This window comes from Geobacillus stearothermophilus ATCC 12980 (assembly GCF_030369615.1).
Taxonomy (GTDB): domain Bacteria; phylum Bacillota; class Bacilli; order Bacillales; family Anoxybacillaceae; genus Geobacillus; species Geobacillus stearothermophilus.
Genome location: NZ_CP128494.1, coordinates 1,312,994 through 1,338,895 on the forward strand (window position 1 = coordinate 1,312,994; position 25,902 = coordinate 1,338,895).

Here is a 25,902-nt window from a genome sequence, read left to right on the forward strand (position 1 = left end):
ATGCCGCGTCCGAAACCGGATGACCGCAGCGACAATGTTGAGAAGCTGCAAGAGATGGTGCAAAACACCATTGAAAATATTGAAAAAGCCGAAGAAACGATGCAGTTTGCTTCCTCGGAAGAGCGGGAGAAAATTCGCGAGAAAAACCGCCGCCGCGAAGAAGCGATCGCGGCCATGCGCGCGGAAATTAAAGACGAAGCCGCTGCACGGGAGCACGGCTACCAATTATGACAAAGCTGCCCCGATGCGGGCGGCTTTGTTTTTTGGGTTGCCGCTTGAGCGGCCGGACGGACAAATGGTAACATAAAGGAGAAGCCCGGCAAAAAATGGAGGGAGAACGAACATGAAAGTGGCAGAAAAACAAATTGAAGTGCGTTATGCGGAAACAGACCAAATGGGCGTCGTCTACCACGCGAACTATTTAGTTTGGATGGAAGTCGGGCGTACGGAATTGATCAAACAGCTTGGCTTTCATTATGCCGACATGGAGAAAGAAGGCATCATTTCGCCTGTTGTCGATTTGCAAGTGTCGTACAAAAAGCCGCTTCGTTATGGGGAAACGGCGACCGTCCGCACATGGATTGACGCTTACGACGGCATCCGCGTCACATACGGCTACGAGATTCTCGCCCCGGACGGCGAGGTGGCCGTGACCGGCAAATCGCAGCACGTTTGCGTCAAGCGCGATACGTTTCGGCCGATCGTCATCCGCAAATATTTTCCCGAGTGGCATGAAGCGTATGAGCGGGCGAAACGATAAAGGGGAGCGGTGCGATGGCGTTTGGCATTCGCCGCCACGAGCTCGCGGCATGGAAAGAAAAAGTGAAGCGCGGCGAAATCGCCTTTTTGACCCATTATTGGCATGATGAACGGTTTCCGCACTGCACGACGGTGACGAAAGTCGGCTGCGCCGATGTCGAAAAACTTGCCGCCTGGGGGAGGCAATACGGGCTGAAGGAAGAGTGGATCGACCGGCGCAACGAGTTTCCGCATTTCGATTTGCTTGGGGAGACGCAGGTGCGCATTTTGCGGCAAGAAGGCCGGCTTCATGAGCTGGAACGATTCACGAAACGGGGGAAGAAGGAGTCATGATCGATTTGGCTGTTGTAAAAGAAATGACAAAACATACGTTAATCGAGACGCTCGGCATCGATATCATCGAGCTTGGCGAAGGGCGTGTCGTGGCGACGATGCCGGTCGACCATCGCACGCATCAGCCGGCCGGGCTGTTGCACGGCGGAGCATCGGTTGCCTTGGCCGAGACGGTCGCCAGCATCGGCGCGTACGCGCTTGTGGACCCCAACACGGAAAACGTCGTTGGATTGGAAATCAACGCCAATCACGTCCGCGTCGTTCGCCGTGGGACGGTGACGGCGACAGGGACGGTGTTGCACCGCGGCCGGACGACGATGGTTTGGGATGTGCGCATTACGGACGAACAAGGGGAGCTCGTCTGCATCTCCCGCTGCACGATCGCCATTATTCGAAAAAGCTAGCGTCACGGCTAGCTTTTTTCGCTGGTTAATGGAGCAAAAACACCGGTTCGCCGCTTTTTTCGTCCAAATCAACCGTCAAATCGCGGCCGTCAAAATACCATTGGTCGCTGTCTTCGACAAAAAACGTCACGCCGTCAACCGTTGTCTGCGCCGCTGGCTCTCCTGCCGGCTCGTCTTTCGTCATGCCAAGCGAAAACCCTTTTTGCACGGTGCTGTACCCGCCGTAGCGGACAAAAAAGCGGATCGCATCGCCCGGCTTCAGCCCGAGCTCCTGCTTGTACCAATCAAACGCTTTTTTTGTAATCATGATATTCATGGCTTCCCCTCCTCACTTGTTTATTATAAGTGAATGGACGGCGCCTGTAAAACGATTGTGTGAACATTAGCTGACAATTTTAGGATAAAATGCTTTCCATAAAGTGGCGGTGTCCTTGTTTTCATCGGTTGGAGTAAAACGCTGGCTGGCGGCAAACAGTAAAAGCGAAGGGGGTGAGGGCGGTGGGCAAAAAGCGGACGTTTCCGCTCAGCTACGAATCCGACGGACTGATGGGGAAAAGCAATGAAAAGCATCCGCGCCGCTCGGACAGCCAGCAAACGGGCAAACAAGCGCCTGATTTTTTCAACACGACGCCATCGAGCGAATAAAAAAGCCGAATCGAACGGGCGATGGTTGAACATCGCGCTGTTTTGTGAATAAAGTAGCCAGTAGGCTGCTTTTTTTCATGGCAACTACTATACAAACGGGCCGATCCGCGTTATCATTACTTGAGGGACATCTTTTTTGAAAGGAGTGGCGTTTTCGTATATGAGTAGTTCGAGCCCGAACGAACCGGAACCGGAATATAGCGGGGAACGCGGCCTGTTCCTTTTTCCGCCCGCTGCTCATCATACGAAAACGAGCTCCGGACGGAAAGGAAGAGGCGCCGCCTTCCTCGCATGAAAAGGAGGAAGGATGCCAGATGATGAAAATGTATTTGTCTGATGCGAGCGGCAAAATGCGCGAAATTGACCGGATCGAAAACGGCTGCTGGATCAATCTCGTCGCTCCGACCGAGGACGAAATTCGCTACATCGCCCACCATTTGGACATTCCGATCGATTCGATCAAAGATGCGTTGGACGACGAGGAGCGGTCGCGCGTCGAAAAGGAAGACAACCATGTGCTCATTATCGTCGACATTCCGATCGCCGCCCATGATGAAGTGGACGGCCCGATTTATGAAACGATTCCGATCGGCATGATCATTACGAACACATGCTTTATCACCGTCTGTTTGCAAGAAAATCCGATTTTTGAGGAATTTTCAAAAAACAAAATCAAAAACTTTTACACGTTTATGAAGACGCGGTTTGCGTTGCAAATGCTGTACATGATTTCCACGTATTATTTGCGCTACTTGAAGCAAATCAACCGGCGGACGAGCGAAATTGAAAAAGAGCTGCACCAGTCGATGAAAAACAAAGAACTGTTTTCGCTCCTTAGCATGGAAAAAAGCTTAGTCTACTTTATGACGTCGCTCAAGGCGAACAACATCGTCATGGAGCGGCTTATGCGCCTCAACTATTTGCGCATGTACGAAGATGACCAAGATTTGCTGCAAGACGTCATTATTGAAAACAAGCAGGCGATTGAAATGGCCGAAGTATACAGCAGCATTTTAAGCGGCATGATGGATGCGTTCGCTTCGGTCATCTCGAACAACTTAAACATTGTGATGAAGTTTTTGACCGCCATTACGATCGTCATTTCGCTGCCGACGATGGTGGCGAGTTTCTACGGCATGAACGTACCGATTCCGTACCAACACTCTCCGTACGCCTTTTTGATCGCGATGGCGCTCGCCGGTTCACTGTCAGCGGCGACGGCGTACATCTTTTGGAAAAAGCGATACTTTTGACGGCCGGCGGAACAACGGCTGCCCTATTGTTCGGGCAGCCGTTTTTGCGTTCTTGCCGCCACTCCGCCGGAGAGGATAAACTTCATCGCCTCTTCCGGCGCCATGTCGATGACTTCAACTTGTTCTTTTGGAACGAGGAGCGTCAGCCCCGCAACTTGAAACGTCTGCGGAACATAGACGGCCACATAATCGGCCAGCGGATCGTGCCAGGCGCCGACGTCATCCATTGTAATGAAGCCGAGGCATTTCCAGCCGCTTTCCGGCAGCGTGACGAGCACGACTTTGGAAAACGACCGTTTTTCCCCGATCAAAGAGGCGATCGTATCTTTGGCGACCGAATAAACGGTTTTCAGGAAGGGAATGCTTTCAAGCAACCGGTCGATCAGTCGAATGAGGCGGCCGCTCACGTATTGCGTCGACAGCCAGCCGAAGACCGTGATGAGCGCAACCGTTGCGAGCAAACCAAGGCCGGGGACGTAGCGGCTGTCCAGGTGTGGGCGGACGTATTGACCGAGCAATCCGTCCAAAACGGTGAATACTTTGTAGCACACATAGACCGCTACGAAAATCGGCACGATCGTCAACATGCCGTTTAGGAAATTTTTGGCCAAAAAGCGCATCCGTTTGCTCCCCTTTCCTTCATTCTCTTTGGCGCGGAGCTCCCCACTTCGATCGACGGAAACAAGCGGGAAGCTGCTCCTTTCCTACCATACCAGTTTTTCTTTTTGCCGACAACGCTTTTAAAAGGACGGCAGTCGACGGAAAAGCGGATTAAAGAAGGATTTATTGAACCAACGCTAAAAGAGGCGGTGCCGGGCGATTTAGGCCTTGTGTTGCCGTACAACACGATGAAAAGCTTGATTGAGATGACGGAAGCGCTCAATCACGTCACCCCGGGGCTGGCGTCGGAACATACGCTCTTTTATGGCGTCGAGGCGAAGTTTTATTCGGCGCGCCCGAAGCTAAACGACCGGTTTGAAACAGAAATTGCTGGGCTGTACGTTGGCGGCGACGGCGCCGGCATTACGCGCGGCCTCGCCCAAGCGAGCGCTTGCGGCGTCTGGATCGCCCGCGACATCGTCGAAAAATTGACGCGCTAAGCTGAAGGCGGCAAGGCAGGCTGTCCGAAACGGAAGCTTGCCTTGTTTTGCATCGGATGGTTCATCAGCGGGCGTTCGCCCGAAAAGTAAACTTAAAATAAATTTAGGTTGACAATCAATCGCCCGATTCGTTACGATAAATGTAATGATGTGGAAAGGGGAGAGGAACGATGGCAAATTGGCTTCATTTGGCTGAACAAGTGCTCGACGGCCATGAACTGACCGACGAGGAAGCGCTGGCGATATTGGATTGTCCGGACGAGGAGCTGCTCCTTCTTTTGCAAGGGGCGTACCGCATCCGCTCGGCGTACTACGGCAACAAGGTAAAACTGAATATGATCATTAACGCTAAGTCCGGTCTCTGTCCGGAAAATTGCGGCTACTGTTCCCAGTCGGCCGTAGCGACGGCGCCCGTGAAAACGTACAAAATGGTTGATAAGGAGACGCTGCTCCGCGGAGCGGAAGAAGCGCACCGGCTGCGCATCGGAACGTATTGCATTGTGGCGAGCGGCCGCGGGCCGAGCGATAAGGAGATCGACACCGTTGTGTCCGCGGTCAAGGAAATTAAAGAGCGGTTCGGGCTGAAAGTGTGCGCCTGCCTGGGGATTTTAAAGCCGGAGCAGGCGGCGCGGCTGAAGGAGGCGGGCGTGGACCGCTATAACCATAATATTAACACGTCAAAACAGCACCACCCGAACATTACGACGTCCCATACATACGACGATCGGGTGCGGACGGTGGAAACGGTGAAAGAGGCGGGTCTTTCGCCGTGTTCCGGCGTCATTGTCGGCATGAAGGAAACAAAGCGGGATGTCGTTGAGATGGCGCGCAGCCTGCGGGCGCTCGACGCGGATTCCATTCCGGTCAACTTTTTGCACGCGATCGACGGAACGCCGCTGGCCGGCACGAACGAGCTAAACCCGCGCTATTGCTTGAAAGTGTTGGCGCTGTTCCGGTATATGAATCCAACGAAAGAAATCCGCATCGCCGGCGGACGCGAAGTGAACTTGCGCTCCCTTCAGCCGCTCGGGCTGTATGCCGCCAACTCGATTTTTGTCGGCGACTATTTGACGACGGCCGGGCAGGAAAAGGCGGCCGATTATCAAATGCTTGAAGATCTAGGATTTGAAATTGAATTTGCCCCAGCACCGCCCGCCGGGGTGGTGTAACGGTTGACGGGGCTGACTCAAAAGTCCCTTTTTGATGGAATGTAACCGAAGTATGTGAAAGAGACCACCTCTGAAATCCTCGGTTTTACCGGGTTTTTCATGGTGGTCTATTTTTATGTCGCCCCAGATAGGAGCATTACCGCTCTTTTGGGTCAGCCCTTTTTCATATGGCTAGTCCGGGATCGGTCATTGGAAACGGCTTCTAGAAGGACGGGGATTTTATGGAAACAGCGGCCCGATGGTTGGCATGAAACGCGAACGTGGCGCGTACGATGGCAATACAAGCGGCAAAAAAGCTTCACAAACAGAAAAAAGCTCATTATAATAGCAACAAAGAGAAAGGAAGGGGATGGGGAAACATGGCAAGATCGTTTTATCGTTACTTATTGCGCTTCCGCCACGGGTGTGAAGAAGATCCAATCGTCCGGTTTGCGAACGGGGCGTACGATGACCACAGCTTTCCAAAAGGATCGGCCGACTACGAGGAGCTCAGCGGGTATTTGGAGGTGCATGGCGATTATTTGGAAAGCATGGTTCTCTTTGATGAACTATGGGAGCAGTTTTTACACGAAGCATAACATGGAAGAGGGTTTTGCTCCGAATATTGACAGCGATTTCAATCGTTTTTCCGCGCTGGCAAAGGTGTCCACCCTTGTATGCATGCATATACTATACTAACCATTTGTTCAACAAGGGTGGGAGATGCCAATGAGCGCGCCGAAACGCCCGAAATTTTCTGTCGGCGATATCGTTGTCAATACATTGTACGGAACAGTCGGAACCGTCACCGATATTCAGCAAGTAGACGGCACGTTTTTGTACGAAATCAACCATGGCCATAGCCTGTTTGCTGAGCAGACGCTCGTGTTGTTGTCTGAATTTACCGGCGATTTGTGGATTGCCGAAGAAATTGAAATTGAGCTGCCGTTTTTCCTTGGCGAAATTGTCCGCGTCCGCGATTATGGCGGCCAATTGTTCAAAGTCGTTGGAGTGCGGACAGAAATTTACCGCTATTATGGGGAAGGATGGGAAGAGACGATTTATGAATTGAAACGGCTGACGGACGGCTGGGAAATTGAAGTCCATCTCGAAGATATGATTCCGCTGGCCGATGGGGACGAAACGTCCGTCACGCTCGTGCAAGATATCGTGATCGCCGCGCCGATGAAGGCCTCGATCGCGCTGCCGCCCGCCGGCGAAAAGAGTGGGCCGTCGGTTGACGACCTGCTTGATATGTACAATGACTACAAAGCGCTGTATGAATGGTTCGGCGATGACCAATACAAACGAATGATGGAAACGGTTGTTCAACGGTTGCAAACGATTGTAAACTACCATAATAGGAACTGACAAAGAACAAAGAGAAAGTAGGGAATGCCGGCGAAGAGGACGAACGCAGCCATTCTGTTAACAATTGTTTCCATTATTTTATCTGCAATCGTCAGCTTGTCCATTTTGTTCCGCCTCCGTATTTTTTTGTTTTATTGGTACATATGGTATGAAGGAAGCGGAAAAAGTAGTACAACATGATTTTTGACATAAAACGGAAGGCGGCGACATACAACATTACAAAGGGGGCGAGATGGAGTGAAGGAGATTGAAGTGATTATTGATACGGAGGAGATCGCCGAATTTTTTTACCAACAGCTCATCCGCCGCGGCTTTGTGCCGACGCAGGAGGAACTGGAAGAGCTCGCGGATATTACGTTTGACTATTTGCTGGAAAAATGCATTATCGACGAAGAGATTGATGTCGACGACGAGTAACCGTCGTCGTTTTTACAATTACTCGGCCGCCGCGATGGCGGCCGCTTTCATCATGGCCAAATGCCGCTCGTAGCGGTCGGTCATCTCGCCTGAGGCCGGAAGCGGAAGCGTCTCGAGCGCCCGCATGATCGTGTCGTCGGTGAACCAGTCGCGCCGATCGTCAAAAGAATGGGTGAGACTCCCATGACAAAAAAAATTTCGTCACCATCGGAAGGATGAAAAGACCTCTATGTTGAATTTTACAATTTTACACATTTTGGAGTTCGGGTATTTTCAGGATAGGATACCGTCAAGTATGCCGGTTGACCGTGACGGCCGCCGATCATCATGAGGCGCTGTCGATTTTGTACCGAATGTTTAACGTGGCTGATTTGATTCCGAAAAACTGCCAAGCTCGGTTTAGGGGGACCGGCGATATTGTCTTGATCGACGAAGGGCGGAAAGGACAGACGTACTACCGCCTCTGCCCGGATGACTGGAAACGGGTGGAACGCCAGCTTGTCTGTTGACGGAATATTCAAAAATACAGTCGCCTTCAACCGATTGGGGATGGTATAATAGCGATAACATCGAATAAAGCCCGGCCGTTTAGGGAACGGATAAGAAAGGAAAGGGGACGGATCAGATGGAAGAGCAAAGACAACGGCGCGACACGCCGACGGTAGCGCCGGGAATTGACGATGATGAAGTGTTGAACGAAAAGGCGACGGAAGAGGAAATTGAGCGCGGAGACTATACGAAAGTCGTCACACTGGCGTGGGACGAAGTCGAGCCGTCGGAGCCCTGATCGAAATAGAAACCCTTGTGCGGCACAAGGGTTTCTCCGGGTTTGTTACGATTCGGGATTGTCGTGATGGCCCGGGCCGTTTTTCCGGCCGCCGGCGGCCGAGTATTCCTTGGCGTGCGCTGCGTCTTCAGCGATCAACGCCTCTTTTGGAATATGGTTGTTCTTTTTCTGCCCGTTGATGCGGTTGCGATGCTTTTTGCCCATCGTTTTCCCTCCTTGAACTGTCGTTGTCGTTAGTGTATGCGGCAAAAGGGCGGTTCATCGACGGAAAATGTTTGCAGGCGGCGCCGGGCGGGCGGAGCGGAGACTGAAGGGAACTGGGAGGGGGACGGAATATGGCCGCATTGGCGCTGGCGCTGTGCGTCGTCTCGATCGCCGCGTCGCTTTGGCTCAAAGAGCAGGTGGAGCGCGTTTTGTTTCGCTGGAGAAACGTTCCTGTTCTCCATGCGGCCAATATCGTCATCATTGCGGCCATCGTTGCGGTTGCCTATTATCGGCTGAGCGGCATCGGCGTCTACTTGCGTGATTTGGCCGACATCGATGGATTTTGGTATGTATTTGCCGGAACAACGCAGCTTGTGCTGCCGCTTTATTTGTTCGCCAGCTGGCTGCTCGCCAGGCGACGCGGGCGCGAGAAAAAATATACGCGCAGCAAAGACAAAAAGGTGCTGTATATCAACGAAAGGTATCTTGCGCGCCGCTATCGCGACGATTATCGTTCGAAAACGTCTTAAAAAGGGAGAGCAGCTCTCCCTTAAAATTTTGTTTTTTCTTTTTTGGACGTTGACGGCTGGTTGTTCGCTTTTGAGGATGGATTCGTTTTGTTGGCGTACTCCACCGCCTGCTCAAGTTTCTTTTTCACCGTCTTTCCTCCTTTCCCGCCGTGTGGGCGCGAATAGTATGCCCGCCTTTCGCTCAAGCTACTCGAGGCAAGACTGCCATTTTCCGCAAACATATGATATGATAAACAAGGGCATGGCCGAACCATAACCGTTCGAAGTCATAAGGAGGAATCGAGTTTGAGCGTACATATCGGAGCCAAACAAGGGGACATCGCCGAACGCATTTTGCTGCCGGGCGACCCGCTGCGCGCCAAATACATTGCCGAGACGTTTTTGGAAGGGGCGGTGTGCTACAATGAAGTGCGCGGCATGTTCGGATTTACGGGGACATACAAAGGGCATCGCGTCTCCGTCCAAGGGACGGGGATGGGAGTGCCGTCCATTTCGATTTATGTCAACGAATTGATCCAAAGCTATGGAGTAAAGACGCTCATCCGCGTCGGAACATGCGGCGCCATTCAACCGGATGTGCGCGTGCGTGACGTCATTTTGGCGATCGGCGCATCCACCGATTCTAACATGAACCGTCTCATTTTCCGCGGCCGCGATTATGCGCCGACGGCGGATTTCCACTTGCTGCGGACGGCATACGACGTTGGAATGGAAAAAGGATTGGCGCTCAAAGTCGGCAACGTCTTTACCGCCGACATGTTTTACAACGACGAACCAAACTGGGAAACGTGGGCGCGCTACGGCGTATTGGCCGTCGAGATGGAAACGGCGGCGCTCTATACGTTGGCGGCCAAATTCGGCTGCCGGGCGCTGTCGGTGCTGACGGTCAGCGACCATATTTTAACCGGCGAGGAGACGACAGCCGAAGAACGGCAAACGACGTTTAACGAAATGATCGAGGTGGCGCTCGAAGCGGCGGTTCGCAGCAGCTGATGATGCGGCGGCTGTTCGGTGCGCCCCGGGAAACAGAAAAGGGGAAGATGAATGAATCAGCGTTGGCAAACAGCGGCGCTTATGTGCCTGTTGCTCGTTGGCTGCCAAACGGGAGGAAGCGGTGACGGCGGCGCGGCCGGCTCGCCCGGGCAGCCGGCGGAACATACGGCGCCGCCCAGCGTTCATAAACGAGAGGAACTCAACCGGCCGGTTGACCCGGATTTGCAGCTTGAAGCGAAATATTGGAACGTCATCGAGGTGCGAAACGGCCAAAAGGTCATTATGAATCCGGACAACATTTTGGTGCTCGTCAATAAAGAGCAGTCGCTTCCGTCCGGTTACAAGCCGGCCGATTTGGTTGTGCCGCGCGTGCCGTTTTCGTTTGCCGACCCGAATGCAGAAAAGCGGCGTATGCGGGCCGAGGCGGCCGCCGCGCTCGAAGAAATGTTTGCCGCCGCCCGCCGCGATGGCATCGAGCTTGTCATGGTGTCCGCTTACCGGTCGTATGAGCGGCAGAAGGCGATTTTTGCGGAGGAGGTGCGGCAAAAAGGGGAGAAAAACGCCGTCCAGGCCGTCGCCCACCCGGGACAAAGCGAACACCAGACAGGGCTTGCAGTCGACATTAGCAGCCGGTCGATCGGCTGCCAGCTGACCGAGGCGTTCGGGGCGACAAAAGAAGGACAGTGGGTCGCTGCCCACGCGCACGAATACGGGTTTATCATCCGCTATCCGAAAGGGAAGGAAGCGGTGACCGGCTACAAGTATGAGCCGTGGCATCTTCGCTATGTCGGGCGGAAGGCCGCCGCCGTGATGAAAGAGCGCGGCATGACAATGGAAGAATATTTTCAAGCGGTAAAAAAAGTGTAAAGACGGGGCTTGCCTAAAAGAGCGGCAATGCTTCTATCTAGGGCAGCATGGAAAAACAGACCACCGCGAAAAACCCGGTAAAACCAAGGGTTTCAGAGGTGGTCTCTTTTTTACATACTTTCGGTTCCATTTCATCAAAAAGGGGCTTTTGAGTCAGTACCCGTGTTCGTTTGTTGCAGCCCCTATGTCTCACACCAAAACACGCAGTACCCGAGCCGGTCGGCAAATTGAGCTGTCAGCTGCTGATGCTTCTGCCACATGCTTGCCATCTCCGGCGTCGTCGGGAAGACGATGACGGCCGGCGCCCCTTCGCCCGCCGCCTCCGCCGCCGTTTTGTAAAAGAAATGGCGGCAGCGGAATCCGTTTTGTTCAAGCGTTTTTTTCCATTCGCCGGGCGTCATCAGCCGCTTGAAGCCGTAGAACGCGGTGATCCGCTGCTGCTCGGCGGCGGTGAGCCGCTTATGGCATGCTTCGATGCCGATGAATGTGCCCCCTTTCTTCAGCACGCGGCAGATTTCATCAAGGGCAGCAGGCAGTGAAACAAAGGCGAGCACCGATTCGGAAAGGACAAGATCAAACGTGCCGGCGGGAAACGGCAGCGATTCGACTGAAGCCTGGTGCAGGCGAACCGGAACCGCCATGGCACCGAAACGCTGCTTCGCCTTGGCGATCATTTTGGGATGGAGATCGATGGCCGTCACGTCCGCGCCGTACTGTCTAGCGATATACGCCGCTGTCTGCCCTGTGCCGCAGCCGACGTCAAGCACGGCGGTTGAGCGGTCAATATTAAGTTTACGTAAGATTTGTTTTGTCAACTCAAAACCGCCGGGGTGGGCGCCGTCAATCCCCATGTCCGCCAACCAGTCCAAATACGTCATCATGGCATTCTCTCCTTTTTCACTCAGTTGGTTTATCATATGCCAGAGAGCCGTTTTTTGTCTTTGAGCAAAAAAATTGGCTTGTCCCTATACTCATGAAAAAAAGCAATTTTGTTGCTATAGACCCAACCGCTATCAAGCTGGTACACTGATACGTGCAAGAACGAGAACGCTAGGTTGGTGAATGGAGTGGAACGGAAACAACGGGCGGAGGCTGGGGTGTTGTTAAGCCTCTTTATCTATCTTCTGCTGGCAGCCGGCAAGCTTTTGGCCGGGGCGGCAGCCGGATCGGACGGAGTGAAAGCGGACGGATGGAACAATTTGAGCGATGTGATGGCTTCCGTCGCTGTCTATATCGGCATGAAAATTGCCAAAAAACCGCGCGACCGCAATCATCCGTACGGACATTCGCGGGCGGAGAACATTTCGTCGCTGTTGGCCGCCTTTTTCATGATGTCCATCGGTATTGATGTGATTACAGACGGCGCCCGCACGCTTCTTGGCGGCGGGAGGGAGGCCGCCCCCGATTGGCTGGCGGCAGCGGTCGCCCTTGCTTCAGCAGCAGTGATGTTCATCATCTATGTCATCAATGTGCGGCTGGCGCGGCGGACGAACAGCATGGCGCTGGCGGCCGTAGCGAAAGACAACTTATCGGATGCACTCGTCAGCATTGGCGCCGCGCTTGGGATTGTCGGCGCGCATCTTGAGTGGGCATGGCTTGACCCGTTGGCGGCGCTCGTCATTGGTGCGCTCATTTGCAAGACGGCGTGGGAGGTGTTTATGGAAACGGCCCATGCGTTGACCGACGGGTTTGATGAAAGAAAGCTCGCCATTTACCGGCAAGAAATCGCTGCGGTCAGCGGGGTGCGTGATGTCGCGGATATTAAGGCGCGCATGCTCGGCGATGACGTTGTGCTCGAAGTAACCATCCGCGTCGATTCGCAGTTGACGGTAGTGAAAAGCCATGAAATTGCCGACGAGGTCGAGCGTTTAATGAAAAAACGGCATAACATCCGGGCGACGCACGTTCATGTGGAGCCGGAAGCGGTGCGCTGAGCGGAGGCCAAGCAAACGGGGGCGCGGCCGTCGCGCCCCAACCGCCTGCCGATCAAGAGGGAGGGATGGTCCTCCTTTTTTTCGAATGCTGCCGTCCGATGGACGCTCCTGCTTTGTTAAGGCATCGTTCCATTCGGCGGACAAAAGCGGCTTTCGGCGGGCACGGGGCGGCGTTGCTGCGCCGATGTTCCGGCCGTTTTTTCGGCGGCCGGCGAGGAGTAGTTTTTCGGCAAACGGCAAACAATACGAATAAACGCATCAGTTAGAAAGGAGACTCGTGTATGTCCATCCATCCGAACCCCCGCTTGCCGCTTGGCGGAATATACGAACGGCATGCGCCGGCGGGCGGCCAGTCGTGCTGGCTTCATTTCACCGCCGCCGCCAAGCCGGATTTGGAACGGTTCCTCTCCTCGCTGTCGATTCATCCGCTCGCCCGAAAACGGCTTATAGGTGGAACAGACATTCCACTGGTCGATGAGTACGAAGGATTCCTTTTTGTATCGTTGTTTATCATCCGTCCGTCCGGCCGAACGGCAAACATTCGCCTGCTTGCCGCCGAGCGGCATATCATCAGTTATATGGATGAAGATGACCCGTTTATCGGCCATGTGAAAGAACGGCTGTTGGATCATCGCGATCAGGCGCTGTACCCTGGATATGTTCTTTACCATTTCCTGGACTTAGCCGTCGCTCGCTTTTTGCAGGTGATCGACCAAATCGCCGACCGCATTCAGGCGCTTGAGCGGCAAGTGTTTGCGACGCCGTTCGCCAATGAAATCGGGCGTGAAATTTACCGGATGAAAACCCATCTTCATGAGCTGCGGCAAGTGGCCGAAGCGCAGGAAGAGGCGATCAAAACGATCCGCCATGCCGAGCTGCCGTACATCAACGCGGAAACGAATCCATACATCGATGAGGTGGCCTCCCGTTTCGCCCGCGTGCCGGCGGCGCTCGACGCGTTTAAGGAATCATTGTCCGCCATTTTCGATTTGCAACTGTCGCTCAAATCCGATCATATGAACGTCATTATGAAAACATTGACATTGGTGAGCGTCATATTTTTGCCGATGACGTTTATTGCCGGTGTCTACGGCATGAATTTTTCGTTTATGCCCGAGCTGAAATGGCGGTACGGGTATCCGTTCGCCCTGCTGCTGATGGCGACCGTCGCCGTCCTCATTGCCCTGTATTTTAAGCGCAAAGGTTGGTGGGGGGAGACTGGGACGAAAGAAAAATAGGCGCCAGCTTGCAAAAATGGGCGTTGGCCCGGTCGTTTGGGCGGGCGGACGCATATGATGGTCCCATCAACGGGACCAAGGAGGTGTCCGCCATGAGCAGTTTGGTCAGCAGCGGTTATGCGCTCGTCATTGTTTTGTTCATTTTGTTGATTATTGTCGGTTGTGTATGTGTCGCCTGGTAGGAAGCCGGACGGAAAAGAAGGGGAAGACGGGTCAAACAGTGCGGCTAGGCAAGACGGTGAAAGGGGCGGGCGCATCCCGTTTTGCGTCGGTTTCCCCTCGTTTTGTTCACAAAAACACGCCGGATGACGCGGTCGTGTTTTTTTATAGATAAAATGAGGCGGCGGTATAATGGAACGGAAGCGATTAGGGAAAAGGAGAACATCATATGGGGCATTTCAGTGAAGAAAAGCAAGGGGTTTTGTACACCGCCGCCTCATACTTGTTGTGGGGAGTGCTGCCACTCTATTGGAAACTGCTTGAGGCGCGCCCGGCGCTCGAGATTTTGGCGCACCGCATCATATGGTCGTTCGCTTTTATGATCATTCTTTTGGCGGCGACCGCCGTGCCGCTTTTGTATTTCGCCAAAGGGGCGAAGCGCGTGTCGATGACGATGCTCGGCTTTTTGCAATACATTTCGCCGACGATTAGTCTTCTCCTTGGTGTCTTTTTGTTCGGCGAACCGTTTACGCGAGCCCATTTGTACGCATTCAGCTGCATTTGGACGGCGCTTATCGTGTTTTCCGTTGTTCAAATCAAGCAAGCGCCAGGGCAGAAAAAATGGAAGCGAAGTTCGCTTAAAGCATAAAAGCGGTCCGAGAACGGGCCGTTTTTTTGTTTTTACGGCAAATACCTATTTTTGCCGAACCCCCTAACCATTTTCCTGGTTTGTGAATAGTCTACTAGTACAAAAACAAAGGAGGTGTTGGTAAATGGGTGCAGCTTACGGCGGCGGATTCGCGTTGATCGTTGTTCTGTTCATCTTGTTGATTATTGTCGGATGCGCATGTATCGGTGGTTGGGTGTGCTAACGAACCCTACTTTCTAGCAAGGAGGTGACGAATATGACATGCGGCTTTTATGGCGGCTGGGGCGGCTATGGCTTCGGTTATCCGGGTTACGGCGGCTACGGCTACGGCTTTGTGCTGATCGTCGTTTTGTTTATTTTGCTCATTATCGTCGGGGCAACATGGTGCTAGGCGGATGATGGGCATGCGGAGGGAGACGGCCGGGCAACGGCTGTTTCCCTCCGCTTTTTTTGTGAACAGGCAGGAACAACGAAAGGAAGTGGAGAAATCATAAACGATGAGAAAATGGAAAGCATATGGAGGACGGGGAAATGACACATATTGCAAAAGACATCGTCGCGACGTTTTCGATCGTCGCGTTCGATCCGGCGACCGGGGAGCTTGGCATCGCTGTTCAATCGAAATTTTTAGGCGTTGGTGCGGTTGTTCCGTGGGCGAAAGCGGGCGTCGGCGCCGTGGCGACGCAGTCATATGCCAACACGTCATACGGCCCACGCGGCCTCGAATGGATGGAACAAGGGAAAACGGCGCAAGAAACGCTTGAGTTGCTCGTTGCCGATGACAGCGAGCGCGATTTGCGCCAGGTCGGCATCGTGGATGCGAAAGGACGGGCAGCAACGTTCACCGGAAAAAAATGTTACCCGTGGGCGGGCGGCATTACCGGACCGAACTATGCAGCGCAAGGCAATATTTTAGCCGGGGAGGAAACGGTGCTGGCGATGGGAAGAACATTCGAGCAGGCCAAAGGGCCGCTCGCCGAGCGATTGCTAAAGGCGCTTCAAGCTGGTCAGGCGGCGGGGGGCGACCGCCGCGGGCAACAGTCGGCTGCCTTGCTCGTTGTGAAAGAAAGGGGCGGCTATGGCGGGTACAATGACCGCTATATCGATTTGCACGTTGACGACCACCCGCGGCCGATCGAGGAGCTCATTCGCCTGTATGAGCTGCGCCAGCTTTATTTTGAGAAACCGCGCCCCGAAAAAGTGGCTGTAATGGAAGGCGCGGTCAAGGAAGAGGCGGCTTTCCACTTGATCCGGCTCGGCTACTTGCCGAAAGAGCGCGCCGCCGACAGCGAGGCGCTTCACGAAGCGCTGAAAGCGTATATACATACAGAAAACTTTGAGGAACGCGAACTAGAAAAAGGGAAAATCGATCTTGACGTGCTCGCGTATATGAAACAGCAGCCGTCGCCGCAGGGGGAAAAATAAAAAAATAAAAACGATCACTGCATGGTTGGTCGGGCGGATGAATGGCGTTGTATGAAAAGCGAAGGTGTCCCAAAAGGAGCGGGACACCTTTTCCTATGACTGCATATGCGCAGACAATGATTTATGCGGTGTTTCGGTTCAGGAAAAACAGCCCGTGTTTGGGCAGCGGCCGTTTAGGAGGCGAGCGGCGCACGCCCGCTGTCATGTCTGCGCCAAACGGCCCGCAGGCGAAAGCTGAGAAACAGAGCACCTGCTGCCAATCCGGCGATCAGGCCGATCCAATAGCCGAACGCTCCGGCGGCAGTCAAGAGAGCGAGCGCGCAGCCAAGCGGAAGGCCAACGCCCCAATAGGCGAGAAGAGCGGACCAAAAAACAGCGTTCACCTCTTTATAGCCCCGCAGCGCTCCTTGGATGGGAGCGGCGATGGCATCGGAAACTTGAAAGAAGATCGCATAGAGCAAAAATTTCCCCGTCAACGCCGCCACTGTCGGATCGTTTGTATACAGTCGAGCAACATCGCCGCGGAAGATGGAAAGAAACAATGCAGCGGCGGCAGCGACCGCCAAGGCGAGGGTGATACCGATCAGGCAATATTGTTTGGCCGCTTCATAACGGTTGGCCCCAGCTTCAACGCCTACGGCGATCGTCAGCGCCATCGATAAGCTGAGCGGAATCATATACAACAAGGAAGCGAAGTTGAGGGCGCTTTGATGGGCAGCGACTGTTTCGGTGCCAAACCGGCCGACAAGCAGCGTCACCGCAGCGAAAATGCTCGTTTCAAAAAAGATGGCTGATCCGATCGGCACCCCGGTTTTCAGCAACTCTTTCCATGCGGCCCATGACGGACGGTAAAAACGGACGAGCACGCGATAGGGAGACAGACGGCGAAATTTCACCGCGGCAAAGGCAGCGGCCGCGAAGCAGTATGCGTACGTGATCGCTGTCGCATAGCCGGTGCCGATGCCGCCAAGGCGCGGAAACCCGCCATGCCCGTAAATCAACAGCCAGTTGAACAGCATATTGATCGGCAAGGCGGTGAGCGTAATCCACATCGTCACGTTCGTTTGCCCAAGTGCATCGATGAAATAGCGGAGCACAGAATAAAGAAACAGCGGGACGATCCCAAACGACAAGGCGCGTAAGTAATGAAAGGCGATATGCCGAACGTTTTCGTCCAAAGACATCTGTTTCAAGATCAACGGCACAGAAGCGGCGCCGGCCATGACAATGGCGGCAGCAAGCGCGACAGCCAAGTAGAGCGCCTGGGTGACGGCGCGGGCGATTGAGTCATGGCGTCCGGCGCCGAGATGATGCGAGACGATCGGGGACAAGGCGAGCAAAATGCCGCCGACGCCGGTCCACACCGGCACCCATAGGCTGGAGCCGATCGCGACGCCGGCAAGATCTTCGGCGCTCGCGTGGCCGGACATGGCGACATCGACAAAGTTCATGGCATATTGGCCCGTTTGCGAAACGAAAATGGGAAGAAACAAGGCGAACAGGCGCCGCCATTTGCCGTTGGGCGGAGCGGGCGTGGTCATAATCGTTCCCCCTTTTTCCATGATAAAGTGACACATTGTTCTAAATCATCAACCTCATCGTTTCCGAAGCCGGGATGGCCTCCCTCTTCGGAAGCAATTTACGACGAAAGAAACGGCGGTTGGCTGCAAAGCGGAAATTCGATCAAAAAACAAGTGCCGCGTGCATCGCTTTGCACTTTCATCGTCCCGCGATGCAGTTCGACGATTTTTTTCGATAACGACAGGCCGAGCCCAGTTCCCGTTTCCTTCGTTGAAAAAAACGGATCGAAAACATGGTCGATGACCGATGGCGGAATGCCGGGCCCATCGTCGCAGAAGCGAAGCTGGACGATATGGTTCACTTTCCGGCTGCTCACCGTGACATTCATCGTTTTGGCCACTTTGGCTTCCACAGCGTTGCGGAATAAGTTTAAAAACACTTGCAAAAGCTGGCGGCGGTCGCCGCTCATTTCGTAATCGTCCAGTTGTTCGTCGAGGTCAAAATGGACGTTCACACTGTGCAGCAACGCCTCGCTCTGCAGCAGAACGCCGACATCGTCGCGCAAAAAACGGTGCAGCCGGAACGTTTCCATCTTCACGTCCGCCGGCTTGGCGATGTTTAAAAAGTCGGTGATGATGCCGTTTGCCCGGTCAAGCTCAGGAATGAGCAGGCGTTCGACGAGCGAGGCGATCCGGTCTGGCAGCTCGGTTTTGAGCAGCTGCAAATAGCCGCGCACCGTTGTCAGCGGATTGCGGATTTCATGGGCGATGCCGGCGGCGATGCGGCCGGCGACGGCGAGCTTTTCCGTTTCTTTCATCATATTGAGCGACTGAAACATACTGATGACTCGTTTGATCGATCCGTCATCGTTGTAAATAAAACGGGTGTTGACGATGCCGTAAAATCGGTCGAGCACCTCGTGATTGTAGAGCGGCTCGCCTTTTTCAAGCGATTCGAGCGTTGCGATCAGCTCGTCAGGCAGCTTCAGCAGCTCGCGAATATGTTTGCCGATGATGGCGTCGCGCTCGACGCCCGTGTCAATGGCCGCCTGCAAATTGCAAAGCGTGATGATCCCTTTGTCGTCGACAAAAACGATATGGTGCGGCACGAGATCGAGCAGCGGCGTCAAAAAGGCTTCCACTTTTTCAAACGGTACGTCGCGATACAAGTCAATATCCCACTGCCATTTGGCTTCCTTTTCAAGGGACGGTGGAATGGTGCGAAGGTGCGGCCGGACGTCGCCGCGCTTTTTTTTCGATGGCGATTCCACTTTCGTAATCGGCAAAGGTGAACGGAAACGGAAGCGTTTCGATGAGCCGCTCATAAGCGCGCAGCTTTCGTTCGAGCTCTTCGATTTGCGATTGTACGAGTCGATCGTTCATCTCTTCAAACTCCTTAGCTGCATATTTCGTTTTTCATTTTACAAAAACCGCCATCCGTCGGCTATGGCGGACATCGCATCGATCCGACGGGAGGACGAAACGAATCGAAGCAACCGGGCGGTGCGGGCAGGAGCCGTCAATCGATGCCTGCCGTTTCCACGCGGGAAAGGAACTGGCTAAGCGCCTCAAGGGACGGAAAAGCAGCTTGCCCCTGCCGCTCGTTGCCGCCCCCTTTGCCGCCAAACAGGGCGGCTTGTTCTTTCAGCCAGTTCCCTGCATGGAGCAAGGAAGACGGTGCTTTGGCGATCACGGCGCGCCAATCGGAGGTGGAGGCGAGAAGCGCGGTTTTGCCATAACGGTCGGCGATCAGACGGGCGATCATTTGCAGTTCTTTTGCCCCATATTGGTCGTAACAGCCAATCACTGCACGTCCTGATTCGGCGGCGGCCCGTTCGGCTTCGACGGCAAAGACGATTGCCTCGTATTGGCGCAGCCGTTTTTCCCATTCTTTTTTCTCTTGTTCCCATTTTGCGATCACGTCGAGCAGCTGATCGCGGCTTGTCCCGAACCGACCTGCTGCCGTCTGCACGACGCGGTGGGTTTGCTGGTAGTCGGCAAGCGCCCGGCCGCCGCAAAGAAAGGAAAGACGCGTCATGCCGCGATGGCGCTCTGCTTTCAGCAATTTGATCACGCCGATTTCGCCCGTGCGTTTCACATGGGTGCCGCAGCACGCCGACAAATCGATCCATTTCATCTCGACAACACGGACAGAACCTTGGACATCGGGACGCTTGCGAAACGGCATCCGTTCTGCTTCTTCCGGCGTCACCCAATACGTCTCGACCGGGAGATTCGCGTAAATGAGTTCGTTGGCCCGGTTTTCCACTGCCAGCATGTCTGCTTCCGTCAGCGCACCCGCCGTGATGTCGATTGTGACGACCTCGCGCCCAAGGTGAAAACCGACTGTTTCGGCGCCGAGCTGTTCAACGAGTACAGCGGATAATAAATGTTGGCCGCTATGCTGTTGTGTATGATCGCGGCGCCGTTTCCTATCAAGGACGCATGAAACGGCGCCCATTCCCGGGTGGGCAGGAAGGCGGTGATACACTTCCCCGTTTTCGTCAAACACATCGAGCACCGGCAAGCCGGCGATCGTGCCGGCGTCAGACGGTTGGCCACCGCCTTCCGGGTAAAACGCTGTTTCCGCCAAGGTGACAATGTATGTTTCGCCGTCTTGGCGGACGCTTGTCACCGTTGTCGTCCACACTTCAACATCCGGCGCCGTATAGTACAACTTTTTCGTCACAACCGTTTCATCCCTTCGTCTTCCGAATGCTTTTCTTTCATATTAGCAAATTCCCTCGCGTTTGCCTATCGCCGATCTTTTTGGCCGCTTTTTCCCGTTGGCAATTGACTAAATCTATAGAACAATGTTCTAAATAAACAATATTCACAAAAGAAAAAGAACAGACCATAGACAGCTCTTCCCCTAGAAACACTCTGATGTTTTGAGACAAGTCCAACGTTCAAACGGTTTGACAAAGGAAGCGGGTTGCAGCGATGTTTGTTGAACATGATTTTATGCAACAAAACTATATGCTAAAAATAATCCAAAACCAACTAAAGAAAAGCAACATTTGTCGGTGATGGAATGTTTTGTATATAATAAAGCGGGGTGAACAAGAACCGGTCGCCCGATCGGAAAGGGTGGTTTGATGATGTTGACGTTAACAGACATTGAACAAGCGCGAGCGAAAATGAAAGGCATCGTCCACCAAACGCCGCTTGAGCATTCGCAGACGTTCAGCCGGCTGTCCGGCAATGAGGTGTATATGAAACTGGAAAATTTGCAAAAAACAGGTTCGTTTAAGGTGAGAGGCTCATTCAATAAAATTATGTCGCTCACGGAAGAAGAAAGGGCGCGCGGCGTCATCGCCGCCTCGGCCGGCAACCACGCCCAAGGGGTCGCCTACGCAAGCGGCATGCTCGGCATTCCTTGCACGATTGTCATGCCGAAAGGGGCGCCGCTCAGCAAAATTGAAGCGACGAAAAGCTACGGGGCGGAAGTCGTGCTGTACGGCGATGTGTTTGACGAGTCTTTGGAATATGCATTAGAGTTGCAACGTGAACGGGGGATGACATTTGTTCATCCGTTTGACGACTTGGCGGTGATGGCCGGCCAAGGGACGATCGGCTTAGAGCTGATCGAGCAGCTTCCCGACGTCGATGTCGTTCTTTGTCCGGTCGGCGGCGGCGGGTTGCTTGCGGGGGTGGCGCTTACGTTAAAACAGCTGAAGCCGTCGGTTGAAGTGTACGGCGTTGAGTCATCGGCTTGCCCCGGCATGACGGCGGCCATACGCCATAAACAGCCCGTCTCCATTGCCGCATCGAATACGATCGCCGATGGGATTGCCGTGAAAAAGCCGGGCAATATTACGTACCAATACATTGAGCAATACGTCGATGGCGTTGTATGCGTGAAAGAGGCGGAAATTTCGCGGACGATGCTGTATGTGCTCGAGCGGAACAAGCTGTTAATCGAAGGGGCGGCAGCTTGTCCGTTGGCGGCATTGTTGTATCAAAAGCTGCCGTTTCGCGGCAAAAAAATCGCCGCCATTTTAAGCGGCGGCAACGTCGATGTGACGCTCATTTCCCGCATCATTGAGCGGGGGCTTGTCGAAGCGGGCCGGTTTGTGACGTTTACAACGGTCATCTCCGACAAGCCGGGCCAGTTGAACAAGCTGCTGCGCATTATTGCGGAGCTTGAGGCAAACGTGATGTCGATTCACCATCAGCGCATCGGCGCCAAGGTGCTGCCAGGTCAGGCGGAAATTCACTTTTCGCTCGAGACAAAAAACGAAGACCACATTCAGCAAATCTACCAAGTGTTGTTGAAAGAAGGCTACGATGTACAGTTTTACCGATGAGCGCGCGATGGGAAAACGGTTTGTGTTTCGCCACTGTCTGTTAAGCAAACAGTGGAAAAGCCGTCTTCGAAATCATGTTCACAGGGCTGCCACATGAATACGAAACCATCATTTGCCCAACATAGCGGCTGTTCTTTATGACATGCAGGACAGCCGTTTTGTTTTGTCAATGCACGCGCGGCGCATCTTGCGGCCGCGTCGCGCCGAGGCCTTCGCGGGCCATTTTCGCTTTCAAGCTTTCCAGGACATACAAACCGAACATGCCAAGCAGCTCTTCATCAGTCATCTCACCAATCAGCTTGAGCACATCGCGGCGGCTAAGTTCATCTAAAATCGACATCGCCACCGCTTCGGCATCTTCTTCATCCCCGGTCAGTCGATCTTTATAGTATTCGTACAGATCGTCAATAAACTTCATCTGCACGGCCGCCCTGCTTTTGGAGGCAGCCTTCCTCCTTTCCTCACGGTCGGCCGAAGCCGGTCGCTCCCTGATCATCCCGCCATTGGCAACGGGTATACGTTATAGTATAATGGAAAAAATATCATTCGAAAAGCGGGGGAATTCTATGATTCGCCGGTTAACGGCTGAAGACCATCAACAAGTCTATTCGTTTTTGCGGCAAGATCCGTCGTTCAATTTATTTATCATCGGCGATATTGAGTCGTTTGGCTATGACGCCGATTTCCAAGACGTTTGGGGGCAGTTTGACGATGCCGGCTCGCTGAAGGCGGTGCTGCTCCGTTATTACGATTCCTACATTCCGTACGCGCCTGGCGATTTTGATGCCGATGGCTTTGCTCGTCTCATCCGCGAGACAGCCCCATCATCGTCCATCCAGCTGTCCGGCAAGGCGGACATTGCCAGGCAGTTCGAAGAGCGGCTGCCGCTTGGGGAGAAGCGAACGCTTTACTTTTGCGAGTGTCGGACGGATGAATACGCCCGTCAAGAAATGGGGGCGTTCGCCGTCAAAAAAGCCGAATTGGCCGATGTCGACCGGATTCTCGACTTGCGGCGCCGCATTGCCGAATTTGAAACGAGGCCGTCGTCCCGCGATATGCTAGTGAAAGGGATGGAAACCAATTCAGCTAGAACGTACTACATTGAACAAGACGGCCGAATGGTGGCCGCCGCATCGACATCAGCGGAAAACTCATTGTCGGCGATGATCGTCGGTGTCTGCACGGATCAGGAGCATCGAGGGAAAGGGTATGCCAGCACCATCGTGGCGAAGCTCGTTTGCGATTTGCTCGCTGAAGGGAAGATGCCGTGCTTGTTTTATGACAATCCAGACGCCGGCCGCATTTACCATCGCCTTGGTTTTCGCGATATCGGATTGTGGGCGATGTACCGTTAGAAGGCGGAAGTCCCGCCAGCTTGCTTGTGTACAAAAGCAGGCTGGCGGTTATTGTCCGTCCGCTCCGTTTGGCGTGACGCGGCGAATGTGCTCGTCGCCGCGCTCTTGCATCGCTTTTGCCTTGTCGTTGACGAGCTGTTTTTGGTCTACGATGGAAGAAGAAGGTGTTTGTTTTTTGTTCGCCATATGGAATCACCTCAATGGAGACGATTTTGCGCGCTGAATGAACATGTCCGCATCTTCGATCAGCCCGCAGACGCCGCATTGGACGCGGTAGCTCGGGCCGCGGTACGGGAGATGGAACGGTTCGAGCGCTTCATTTGTGTATTCATGCTCGATGTCGCCGGTGTGCGGATCGAGCTTGACCGCACGCGGATGCTGCTCAATGAGATGAAACCGCGTCCGGTTCGTTTTGCAGTTTGGGCATAGCATCGGTTCCAATCGAAGCCACCTCCATCTTTATCATTTGAAAACATGGCGGCCATTATGTATCAGCAGGCCCTGTACGACCGTGTTGGTCATGAGAAGCAATGGTTGACAATCATGGTGCAGTTCGGGTATGGTAAAGGAAAAACAAAAAATATTTCACTTTTTCAGAAAATAGTGTATTATAAATGGCAAAGGGGATTTTCTATGGCTGACAAACCGCTCAGAGACCGCATTATCGATACGGCGCTTCATTTATTTGAGAAATACGGCTACCACGGCGTGACGGTCGACCGCATCGTTGCGGAAAGCGATACGTCGAAAGGCGGGTTTTACCATAATTTTAACATCTTTCCGAAAGAAGTCTTCCACTTCTAAACGAAGTGAAAGTGGGAGATGAATTTTGGTTAGGTATAGCCTAAAATTGTCTCTTTTTCCGTGAAAATGCAGGACTGACGCGAGATTTTCATCCCTGGGTGGAGGGCAAAGCGTGCTGCCCATGGATCTTTTCCGTGAAAATGCAGGACTGACGCGAGATTTTCATCCCTGGGTGGAGGGCAAAGCGTGCTGCCCATGGATCTTTTCCGTGAAAATGCAGGACTGACGCGAGATTTTCATCCCTGGGTGGAGGGCAAAGCGTGCTGCCCATGGATCTTTTCCGTGAAAATCCCCACCACTTGGTGAGTGCGGTATACTCTCCTGATCCGTGAGGGTATACTGAAAATGGCCAAAAAAGGCAATAGGAAAGCAGAGGTGCCCGATTTTAGGCATCTCGTATAACCTGTCTGCCTTTTGGCTAGACTAAATAAGTTGTGGTTGGCGGAACGGCTCTTTGCGGGAGATCATGCAAAAGATGATCACCAACATCCGCCGAGCAATGGCGATGAGGGCTTTTTTCTTCCCGCACCGGGCCGCCAACGACCAAAACTTTCGGGACAAGGGATGCGTCTTGGATCGAGCTGCTGACCATGCCGCCTCGCATAACGCCGATCGGAGATGGGGATTGCCTTTTGTCGTGCGCGTGCTCTTTCGCTTTCCGGCGCTTTCATGGTTGCCGGGGGACAATCCAGTCCATGAAGCCGCCCGTTCCGGCGTTTCAAAGACGCTCATGTCGGTTCCCATCTCGGCGATGATGACGGCGGCGGTTTGTTTTTTCACTCCGGGCATGGTCATCAGCAGGTTCACTTCCTCGCGATACGGCTCGAGCAGGCGGTCGATGTGTTGGTCGACTTCTTCGATGAGCCGCTCCAATTCCTCAACGTGTTTCCACAAGAGGCGAAGGAGACGGAGCTCGTGTTCGGTCAAGGTGCCGAGCAGCGAATCGTACACCGCTTGCTTTTTCGTTTTGAGCCTTCCGCGCAGGCATTCATCCAACTCGTCCTTGTCCACGTATCCCTTCTCCAGCAGCCGGGCGAGGATGTCTTTTCCGGAAACGCCGAAGAGATCGGAGAGGACCGAGCCGAGTTTGACATTGGAAGACTCGAGCACTTTTTGAATCCGGTTTTTCTCCGAAGTCAGCTGTCCGACCCACTTTTTGCGGAGGCGGGTAAAATCCCGCAATTCGCGAATATCCGCTGGGGGGACGAAACTTTTTTCAACGAGTCCATGGCGGAGCAGCTTGGCGATCCACTCGGCGTCCGAGACATCGGTTTTTCTTCCCGGGACATTTTTGATCCGCTGCGGATTGGCCAGTGTCAAGTCGACATAGCCCTCGAGGAAGGCGAAGACCGGTTTCCAATACACGCCGGTGGATTCCATGGCGACATGGGTGACGCCATGTTCTTCGAGCCACTCAAGCAGGTCGCCAAGTCCCTTCGAGAACGTGGAGAAGGTTTGAATGTCCTTTTGAATGTGTCCATCTTCTTCCCATAGCGCGCAGGCGACGATGGTTTCGGCATGAACATCCAATCCTGCGCAGCGAGGATAGATGACATCCATGATGAAAATCCTCCTTTTCGATGATCGAGTGCGCAAACAGTGAATCCACGGGAGACATGCGGCAGTTTTCCGTTCGTCGTCACCTTTCCTCTGTCACAGGAAAGGCCGGACAATGGGTGGTGCACCCAGTGGATTCA

34 protein-coding genes and 3 pseudogenes are annotated in these 25,902 nt (G+C 53.7%); 26 read left to right on the forward strand and 11 right to left on the reverse strand.

The window, feature by feature from the left end; genetic code table 11:
- From tlp to QSJ10_RS07030, 4 genes are all read left to right on the forward strand, one after another.
- Positions 1-231, forward strand: coding sequence for a small acid-soluble spore protein Tlp (gene tlp / locus QSJ10_RS07015; protein WP_033015308.1), 231 nt, complete (start codon positions 1-3; stop codon positions 229-231).
- Between the two features lie 112 nt (positions 232-343).
- Complete coding sequence (locus QSJ10_RS07020) at positions 344-760, forward strand: acyl-CoA thioesterase (RefSeq protein WP_033015306.1); 417 nt, start codon at positions 344-346, stop codon at positions 758-760.
- A gap of 14 nt (positions 761-774) precedes the next feature.
- Complete coding sequence (locus QSJ10_RS07025) at positions 775-1,092, forward strand: hypothetical protein (protein ID WP_033015303.1); 318 nt, start codon at positions 775-777, stop codon at positions 1,090-1,092.
- Positions 1,089-1,496 carry a hotdog fold thioesterase gene (locus tag QSJ10_RS07030; protein WP_033015300.1) on the forward strand — a complete coding sequence of 136 codons (408 nt, stop codon included), beginning with the start codon at positions 1,089-1,091 and terminating at the stop codon, positions 1,494-1,496. The genes QSJ10_RS07025 and QSJ10_RS07030 overlap by 4 nt, the downstream gene beginning before the upstream one ends.
- A gap of 25 nt (positions 1,497-1,521) precedes the next feature.
- Here QSJ10_RS07030 and QSJ10_RS07035 read toward each other — a convergent pair whose 3' ends face one another.
- Complete coding sequence (locus tag QSJ10_RS07035; RefSeq protein WP_033015298.1) at positions 1,522-1,812, reverse strand: HesB/YadR/YfhF family protein; 291 nt, start codon at positions 1,810-1,812, stop codon at positions 1,522-1,524.
- A 182-nt stretch (positions 1,813-1,994) separates the two neighbouring features.
- Between QSJ10_RS07035 and QSJ10_RS07040 the strand changes: the two genes are divergently transcribed.
- Together QSJ10_RS07040 and QSJ10_RS07045 are read left to right on the forward strand one after the other, a co-directional pair.
- Positions 1,995-2,141, forward strand: a complete 147-nt coding sequence (locus QSJ10_RS07040) for a hypothetical protein (protein WP_162839626.1) — start codon at positions 1,995-1,997, stop codon at positions 2,139-2,141.
- 314 nt (positions 2,142-2,455) lie between these two features.
- Positions 2,456-3,394: a magnesium transporter CorA family protein gene (locus QSJ10_RS07045; protein WP_033015297.1), complete on the forward strand. Its 939-nt coding sequence runs from the start codon at positions 2,456-2,458 to the stop codon at positions 3,392-3,394.
- Between the two features lie 23 nt (positions 3,395-3,417).
- Here the strand turns inward: QSJ10_RS07045 and QSJ10_RS07050 are convergent, their stop codons facing one another.
- Complete coding sequence (locus tag QSJ10_RS07050; protein WP_053532319.1) at positions 3,418-4,014, reverse strand: DUF502 domain-containing protein; 597 nt, start codon at positions 4,012-4,014, stop codon at positions 3,418-3,420.
- A 117-nt stretch (positions 4,015-4,131) separates the two neighbouring features.
- On the opposite strand from QSJ10_RS07050, the pseudogene QSJ10_RS07055 reads away from it, so the two are divergent.
- The 7 genes and pseudogenes from QSJ10_RS07055 to QSJ10_RS07085 form a co-directional block, all read left to right on the forward strand.
- Positions 4,132-4,494, forward strand: a pseudogene (locus tag QSJ10_RS07055) (hypothetical protein); the annotation flags it as partial.
- 170 nt (positions 4,495-4,664) lie between these two features.
- On the forward strand, positions 4,665-5,663 hold the full coding sequence (gene bioB, locus QSJ10_RS07060) for a biotin synthase BioB (RefSeq protein ID WP_033015291.1): 999 nt from the start codon (positions 4,665-4,667) through the stop codon (positions 5,661-5,663).
- Positions 5,664-6,022: 359 nt separating this feature from the next.
- Positions 6,023-6,241: a YozE family protein gene (locus QSJ10_RS07065; protein ID WP_033015279.1), complete on the forward strand. Its 219-nt coding sequence runs from the start codon at positions 6,023-6,025 to the stop codon at positions 6,239-6,241.
- 130 nt (positions 6,242-6,371) lie between these two features.
- Entirely contained in the window at positions 6,372-7,013 is a 642-nt protein-coding gene (yodN, locus tag QSJ10_RS07070) for a germination protein YodN (RefSeq protein WP_033015277.1), read from the forward strand.
- Between the two features lie 237 nt (positions 7,014-7,250).
- Positions 7,251-7,430 carry a YozD family protein gene (locus QSJ10_RS07075; RefSeq protein ID WP_033015276.1) on the forward strand — a complete coding sequence of 60 codons (180 nt, stop codon included), beginning with the start codon at positions 7,251-7,253 and terminating at the stop codon, positions 7,428-7,430.
- A 302-nt stretch (positions 7,431-7,732) separates the two neighbouring features.
- A complete protein-coding gene (locus tag QSJ10_RS07080; protein WP_230847107.1) occupies positions 7,733-7,939 on the forward strand; it encodes a hypothetical protein in 207 nt (68 codons plus the stop codon).
- A 116-nt stretch (positions 7,940-8,055) separates the two neighbouring features.
- Positions 8,056-8,217, forward strand: coding sequence for a hypothetical protein (locus QSJ10_RS07085; protein WP_162839633.1), 162 nt, complete (start codon positions 8,056-8,058; stop codon positions 8,215-8,217).
- A gap of 45 nt (positions 8,218-8,262) precedes the next feature.
- On the opposite strand, the gene QSJ10_RS07090 is transcribed toward QSJ10_RS07085, so the two are convergent.
- Positions 8,263-8,421 carry a hypothetical protein gene (locus tag QSJ10_RS07090; RefSeq protein ID WP_017437412.1) on the reverse strand — a complete coding sequence of 53 codons (159 nt, stop codon included), beginning with the start codon at positions 8,419-8,421 and terminating at the stop codon, positions 8,263-8,265.
- 131 nt (positions 8,422-8,552) lie between these two features.
- On the opposite strand from QSJ10_RS07090, the gene QSJ10_RS07095 reads away from it, so the two are divergent.
- The 3 genes from QSJ10_RS07095 (at position 8,553) to QSJ10_RS07105 (ending at position 10,811) form a co-directional block, all read left to right on the forward strand.
- Positions 8,553-8,951, forward strand: coding sequence for a hypothetical protein (locus QSJ10_RS07095; RefSeq protein WP_033015275.1), 399 nt, complete (start codon positions 8,553-8,555; stop codon positions 8,949-8,951).
- A 285-nt stretch (positions 8,952-9,236) separates the two neighbouring features.
- Positions 9,237-9,944 carry a purine-nucleoside phosphorylase gene (gene deoD, locus QSJ10_RS07100; protein ID WP_033009203.1) on the forward strand — a complete coding sequence of 236 codons (708 nt, stop codon included), beginning with the start codon at positions 9,237-9,239 and terminating at the stop codon, positions 9,942-9,944.
- Positions 9,945-9,995: 51 nt separating this feature from the next.
- On the forward strand, positions 9,996-10,811 hold the full coding sequence (locus tag QSJ10_RS07105) for a M15 family metallopeptidase (protein ID WP_033015274.1): 816 nt from the start codon (positions 9,996-9,998) through the stop codon (positions 10,809-10,811).
- Between the two features lie 182 nt (positions 10,812-10,993).
- On the opposite strand, the gene QSJ10_RS07110 is transcribed toward QSJ10_RS07105, so the two are convergent.
- Entirely contained in the window at positions 10,994-11,692 is a 699-nt protein-coding gene (locus QSJ10_RS07110; RefSeq protein WP_033015273.1) for a class I SAM-dependent methyltransferase, read from the reverse strand.
- A gap of 174 nt (positions 11,693-11,866) precedes the next feature.
- On the opposite strand from QSJ10_RS07110, the gene QSJ10_RS07115 reads away from it, so the two are divergent.
- The 7 genes from QSJ10_RS07115 (at position 11,867) to QSJ10_RS07145 (ending at position 16,216) form a co-directional block, all read left to right on the forward strand.
- A complete protein-coding gene (locus QSJ10_RS07115; RefSeq protein WP_033015260.1) occupies positions 11,867-12,745 on the forward strand; it encodes a cation diffusion facilitator family transporter in 879 nt (292 codons plus the stop codon).
- 281 nt (positions 12,746-13,026) lie between these two features.
- Positions 13,027-13,983, forward strand: a complete 957-nt coding sequence (locus tag QSJ10_RS07120) for a magnesium transporter CorA family protein (protein WP_053532321.1) — start codon at positions 13,027-13,029, stop codon at positions 13,981-13,983.
- A 92-nt stretch (positions 13,984-14,075) separates the two neighbouring features.
- Entirely contained in the window at positions 14,076-14,165 is a 90-nt protein-coding gene (locus QSJ10_RS07125; protein WP_080706518.1) for a YjcZ family sporulation protein, read from the forward strand.
- Between the two features lie 206 nt (positions 14,166-14,371).
- Complete coding sequence (locus QSJ10_RS07130) at positions 14,372-14,791, forward strand: EamA family transporter (protein WP_053532322.1); 420 nt, start codon at positions 14,372-14,374, stop codon at positions 14,789-14,791.
- A 124-nt stretch (positions 14,792-14,915) separates the two neighbouring features.
- Positions 14,916-15,014, forward strand: a complete 99-nt coding sequence (locus QSJ10_RS07135) for a YjcZ family sporulation protein (protein WP_080706517.1) — start codon at positions 14,916-14,918, stop codon at positions 15,012-15,014.
- A gap of 33 nt (positions 15,015-15,047) precedes the next feature.
- Positions 15,048-15,182, forward strand: a complete 135-nt coding sequence (locus tag QSJ10_RS07140) for a YjcZ family sporulation protein (RefSeq protein WP_080985683.1) — start codon at positions 15,048-15,050, stop codon at positions 15,180-15,182.
- A gap of 140 nt (positions 15,183-15,322) precedes the next feature.
- Complete coding sequence (locus QSJ10_RS07145; RefSeq protein ID WP_053532325.1) at positions 15,323-16,216, forward strand: DUF1028 domain-containing protein; 894 nt, start codon at positions 15,323-15,325, stop codon at positions 16,214-16,216.
- Between the two features lie 173 nt (positions 16,217-16,389).
- On the opposite strand, the gene QSJ10_RS07150 is transcribed toward QSJ10_RS07145, so the two are convergent.
- The 3 genes and pseudogenes from QSJ10_RS07150 to QSJ10_RS07160 all read right to left on the reverse strand — a co-directional run bounded on the left by QSJ10_RS07150 (position 16,390) and on the right by QSJ10_RS07160 (position 20,425).
- Positions 16,390-17,757, reverse strand: coding sequence for an MATE family efflux transporter (locus QSJ10_RS07150; protein ID WP_033015246.1), 1,368 nt, complete (start codon positions 17,755-17,757; stop codon positions 16,390-16,392).
- 98 nt (positions 17,758-17,855) lie between these two features.
- Positions 17,856-19,119 (reverse strand): annotated as a pseudogene (locus QSJ10_RS07155) (two-component system sensor histidine kinase NtrB).
- Between the two features lie 136 nt (positions 19,120-19,255).
- The gene (locus tag QSJ10_RS07160) at positions 19,256-20,425 is read right to left on the reverse strand and encodes an alanyl-tRNA editing protein (protein WP_053532323.1); all 1,170 of its coding nucleotides are present in this window, start codon (positions 20,423-20,425) and stop codon (positions 19,256-19,258) included.
- 412 nt (positions 20,426-20,837) lie between these two features.
- On the opposite strand from QSJ10_RS07160, the gene ilvA reads away from it, so the two are divergent.
- On the forward strand, positions 20,838-22,046 hold the full coding sequence (gene ilvA / locus QSJ10_RS07165) for a threonine ammonia-lyase (protein WP_033015242.1): 1,209 nt from the start codon (positions 20,838-20,840) through the stop codon (positions 22,044-22,046).
- Positions 22,047-22,212: 166 nt separating this feature from the next.
- Here ilvA and QSJ10_RS07170 read toward each other — a convergent pair whose 3' ends face one another.
- On the reverse strand, positions 22,213-22,470 hold the full coding sequence (locus QSJ10_RS07170; protein WP_080706515.1) for a DUF6154 family protein: 258 nt from the start codon (positions 22,468-22,470) through the stop codon (positions 22,213-22,215).
- A gap of 142 nt (positions 22,471-22,612) precedes the next feature.
- Here QSJ10_RS07170 and QSJ10_RS07175 point away from each other — a divergent pair, with 142 nt between their 5' ends.
- Positions 22,613-23,401, forward strand: coding sequence for a GNAT family N-acetyltransferase (locus tag QSJ10_RS07175; RefSeq protein WP_053532324.1), 789 nt, complete (start codon positions 22,613-22,615; stop codon positions 23,399-23,401).
- A 48-nt stretch (positions 23,402-23,449) separates the two neighbouring features.
- Here QSJ10_RS07175 and QSJ10_RS07180 read toward each other — a convergent pair whose 3' ends face one another.
- Together QSJ10_RS07180 and QSJ10_RS07185 are read right to left on the reverse strand one after the other, a co-directional pair.
- Positions 23,450-23,587: a hypothetical protein gene (locus tag QSJ10_RS07180; protein ID WP_183084005.1), complete on the reverse strand. Its 138-nt coding sequence runs from the start codon at positions 23,585-23,587 to the stop codon at positions 23,450-23,452.
- Between the two features lie 6 nt (positions 23,588-23,593).
- Positions 23,594-23,842, reverse strand: a complete 249-nt coding sequence (locus tag QSJ10_RS07185) for a hypothetical protein (RefSeq protein WP_013145420.1) — start codon at positions 23,840-23,842, stop codon at positions 23,594-23,596.
- Positions 23,843-23,875: 33 nt separating this feature from the next.
- On the opposite strand from QSJ10_RS07185, the pseudogene QSJ10_RS07190 reads away from it, so the two are divergent.
- Positions 23,876-24,199: pseudogene (locus QSJ10_RS07190) on the forward strand (TetR/AcrR family transcriptional regulator); the annotation flags it as partial.
- A gap of 429 nt (positions 24,200-24,628) precedes the next feature.
- On the opposite strand, the gene QSJ10_RS07195 reads toward QSJ10_RS07190, so the two are convergent.
- Positions 24,629-25,765 carry an IS110-like element ISGka2 family transposase gene (locus QSJ10_RS07195; protein ID WP_121626030.1) on the reverse strand — a complete coding sequence of 379 codons (1,137 nt, stop codon included), beginning with the start codon at positions 25,763-25,765 and terminating at the stop codon, positions 24,629-24,631.
- Positions 25,766-25,902: the final 137 nt, after the last annotated feature.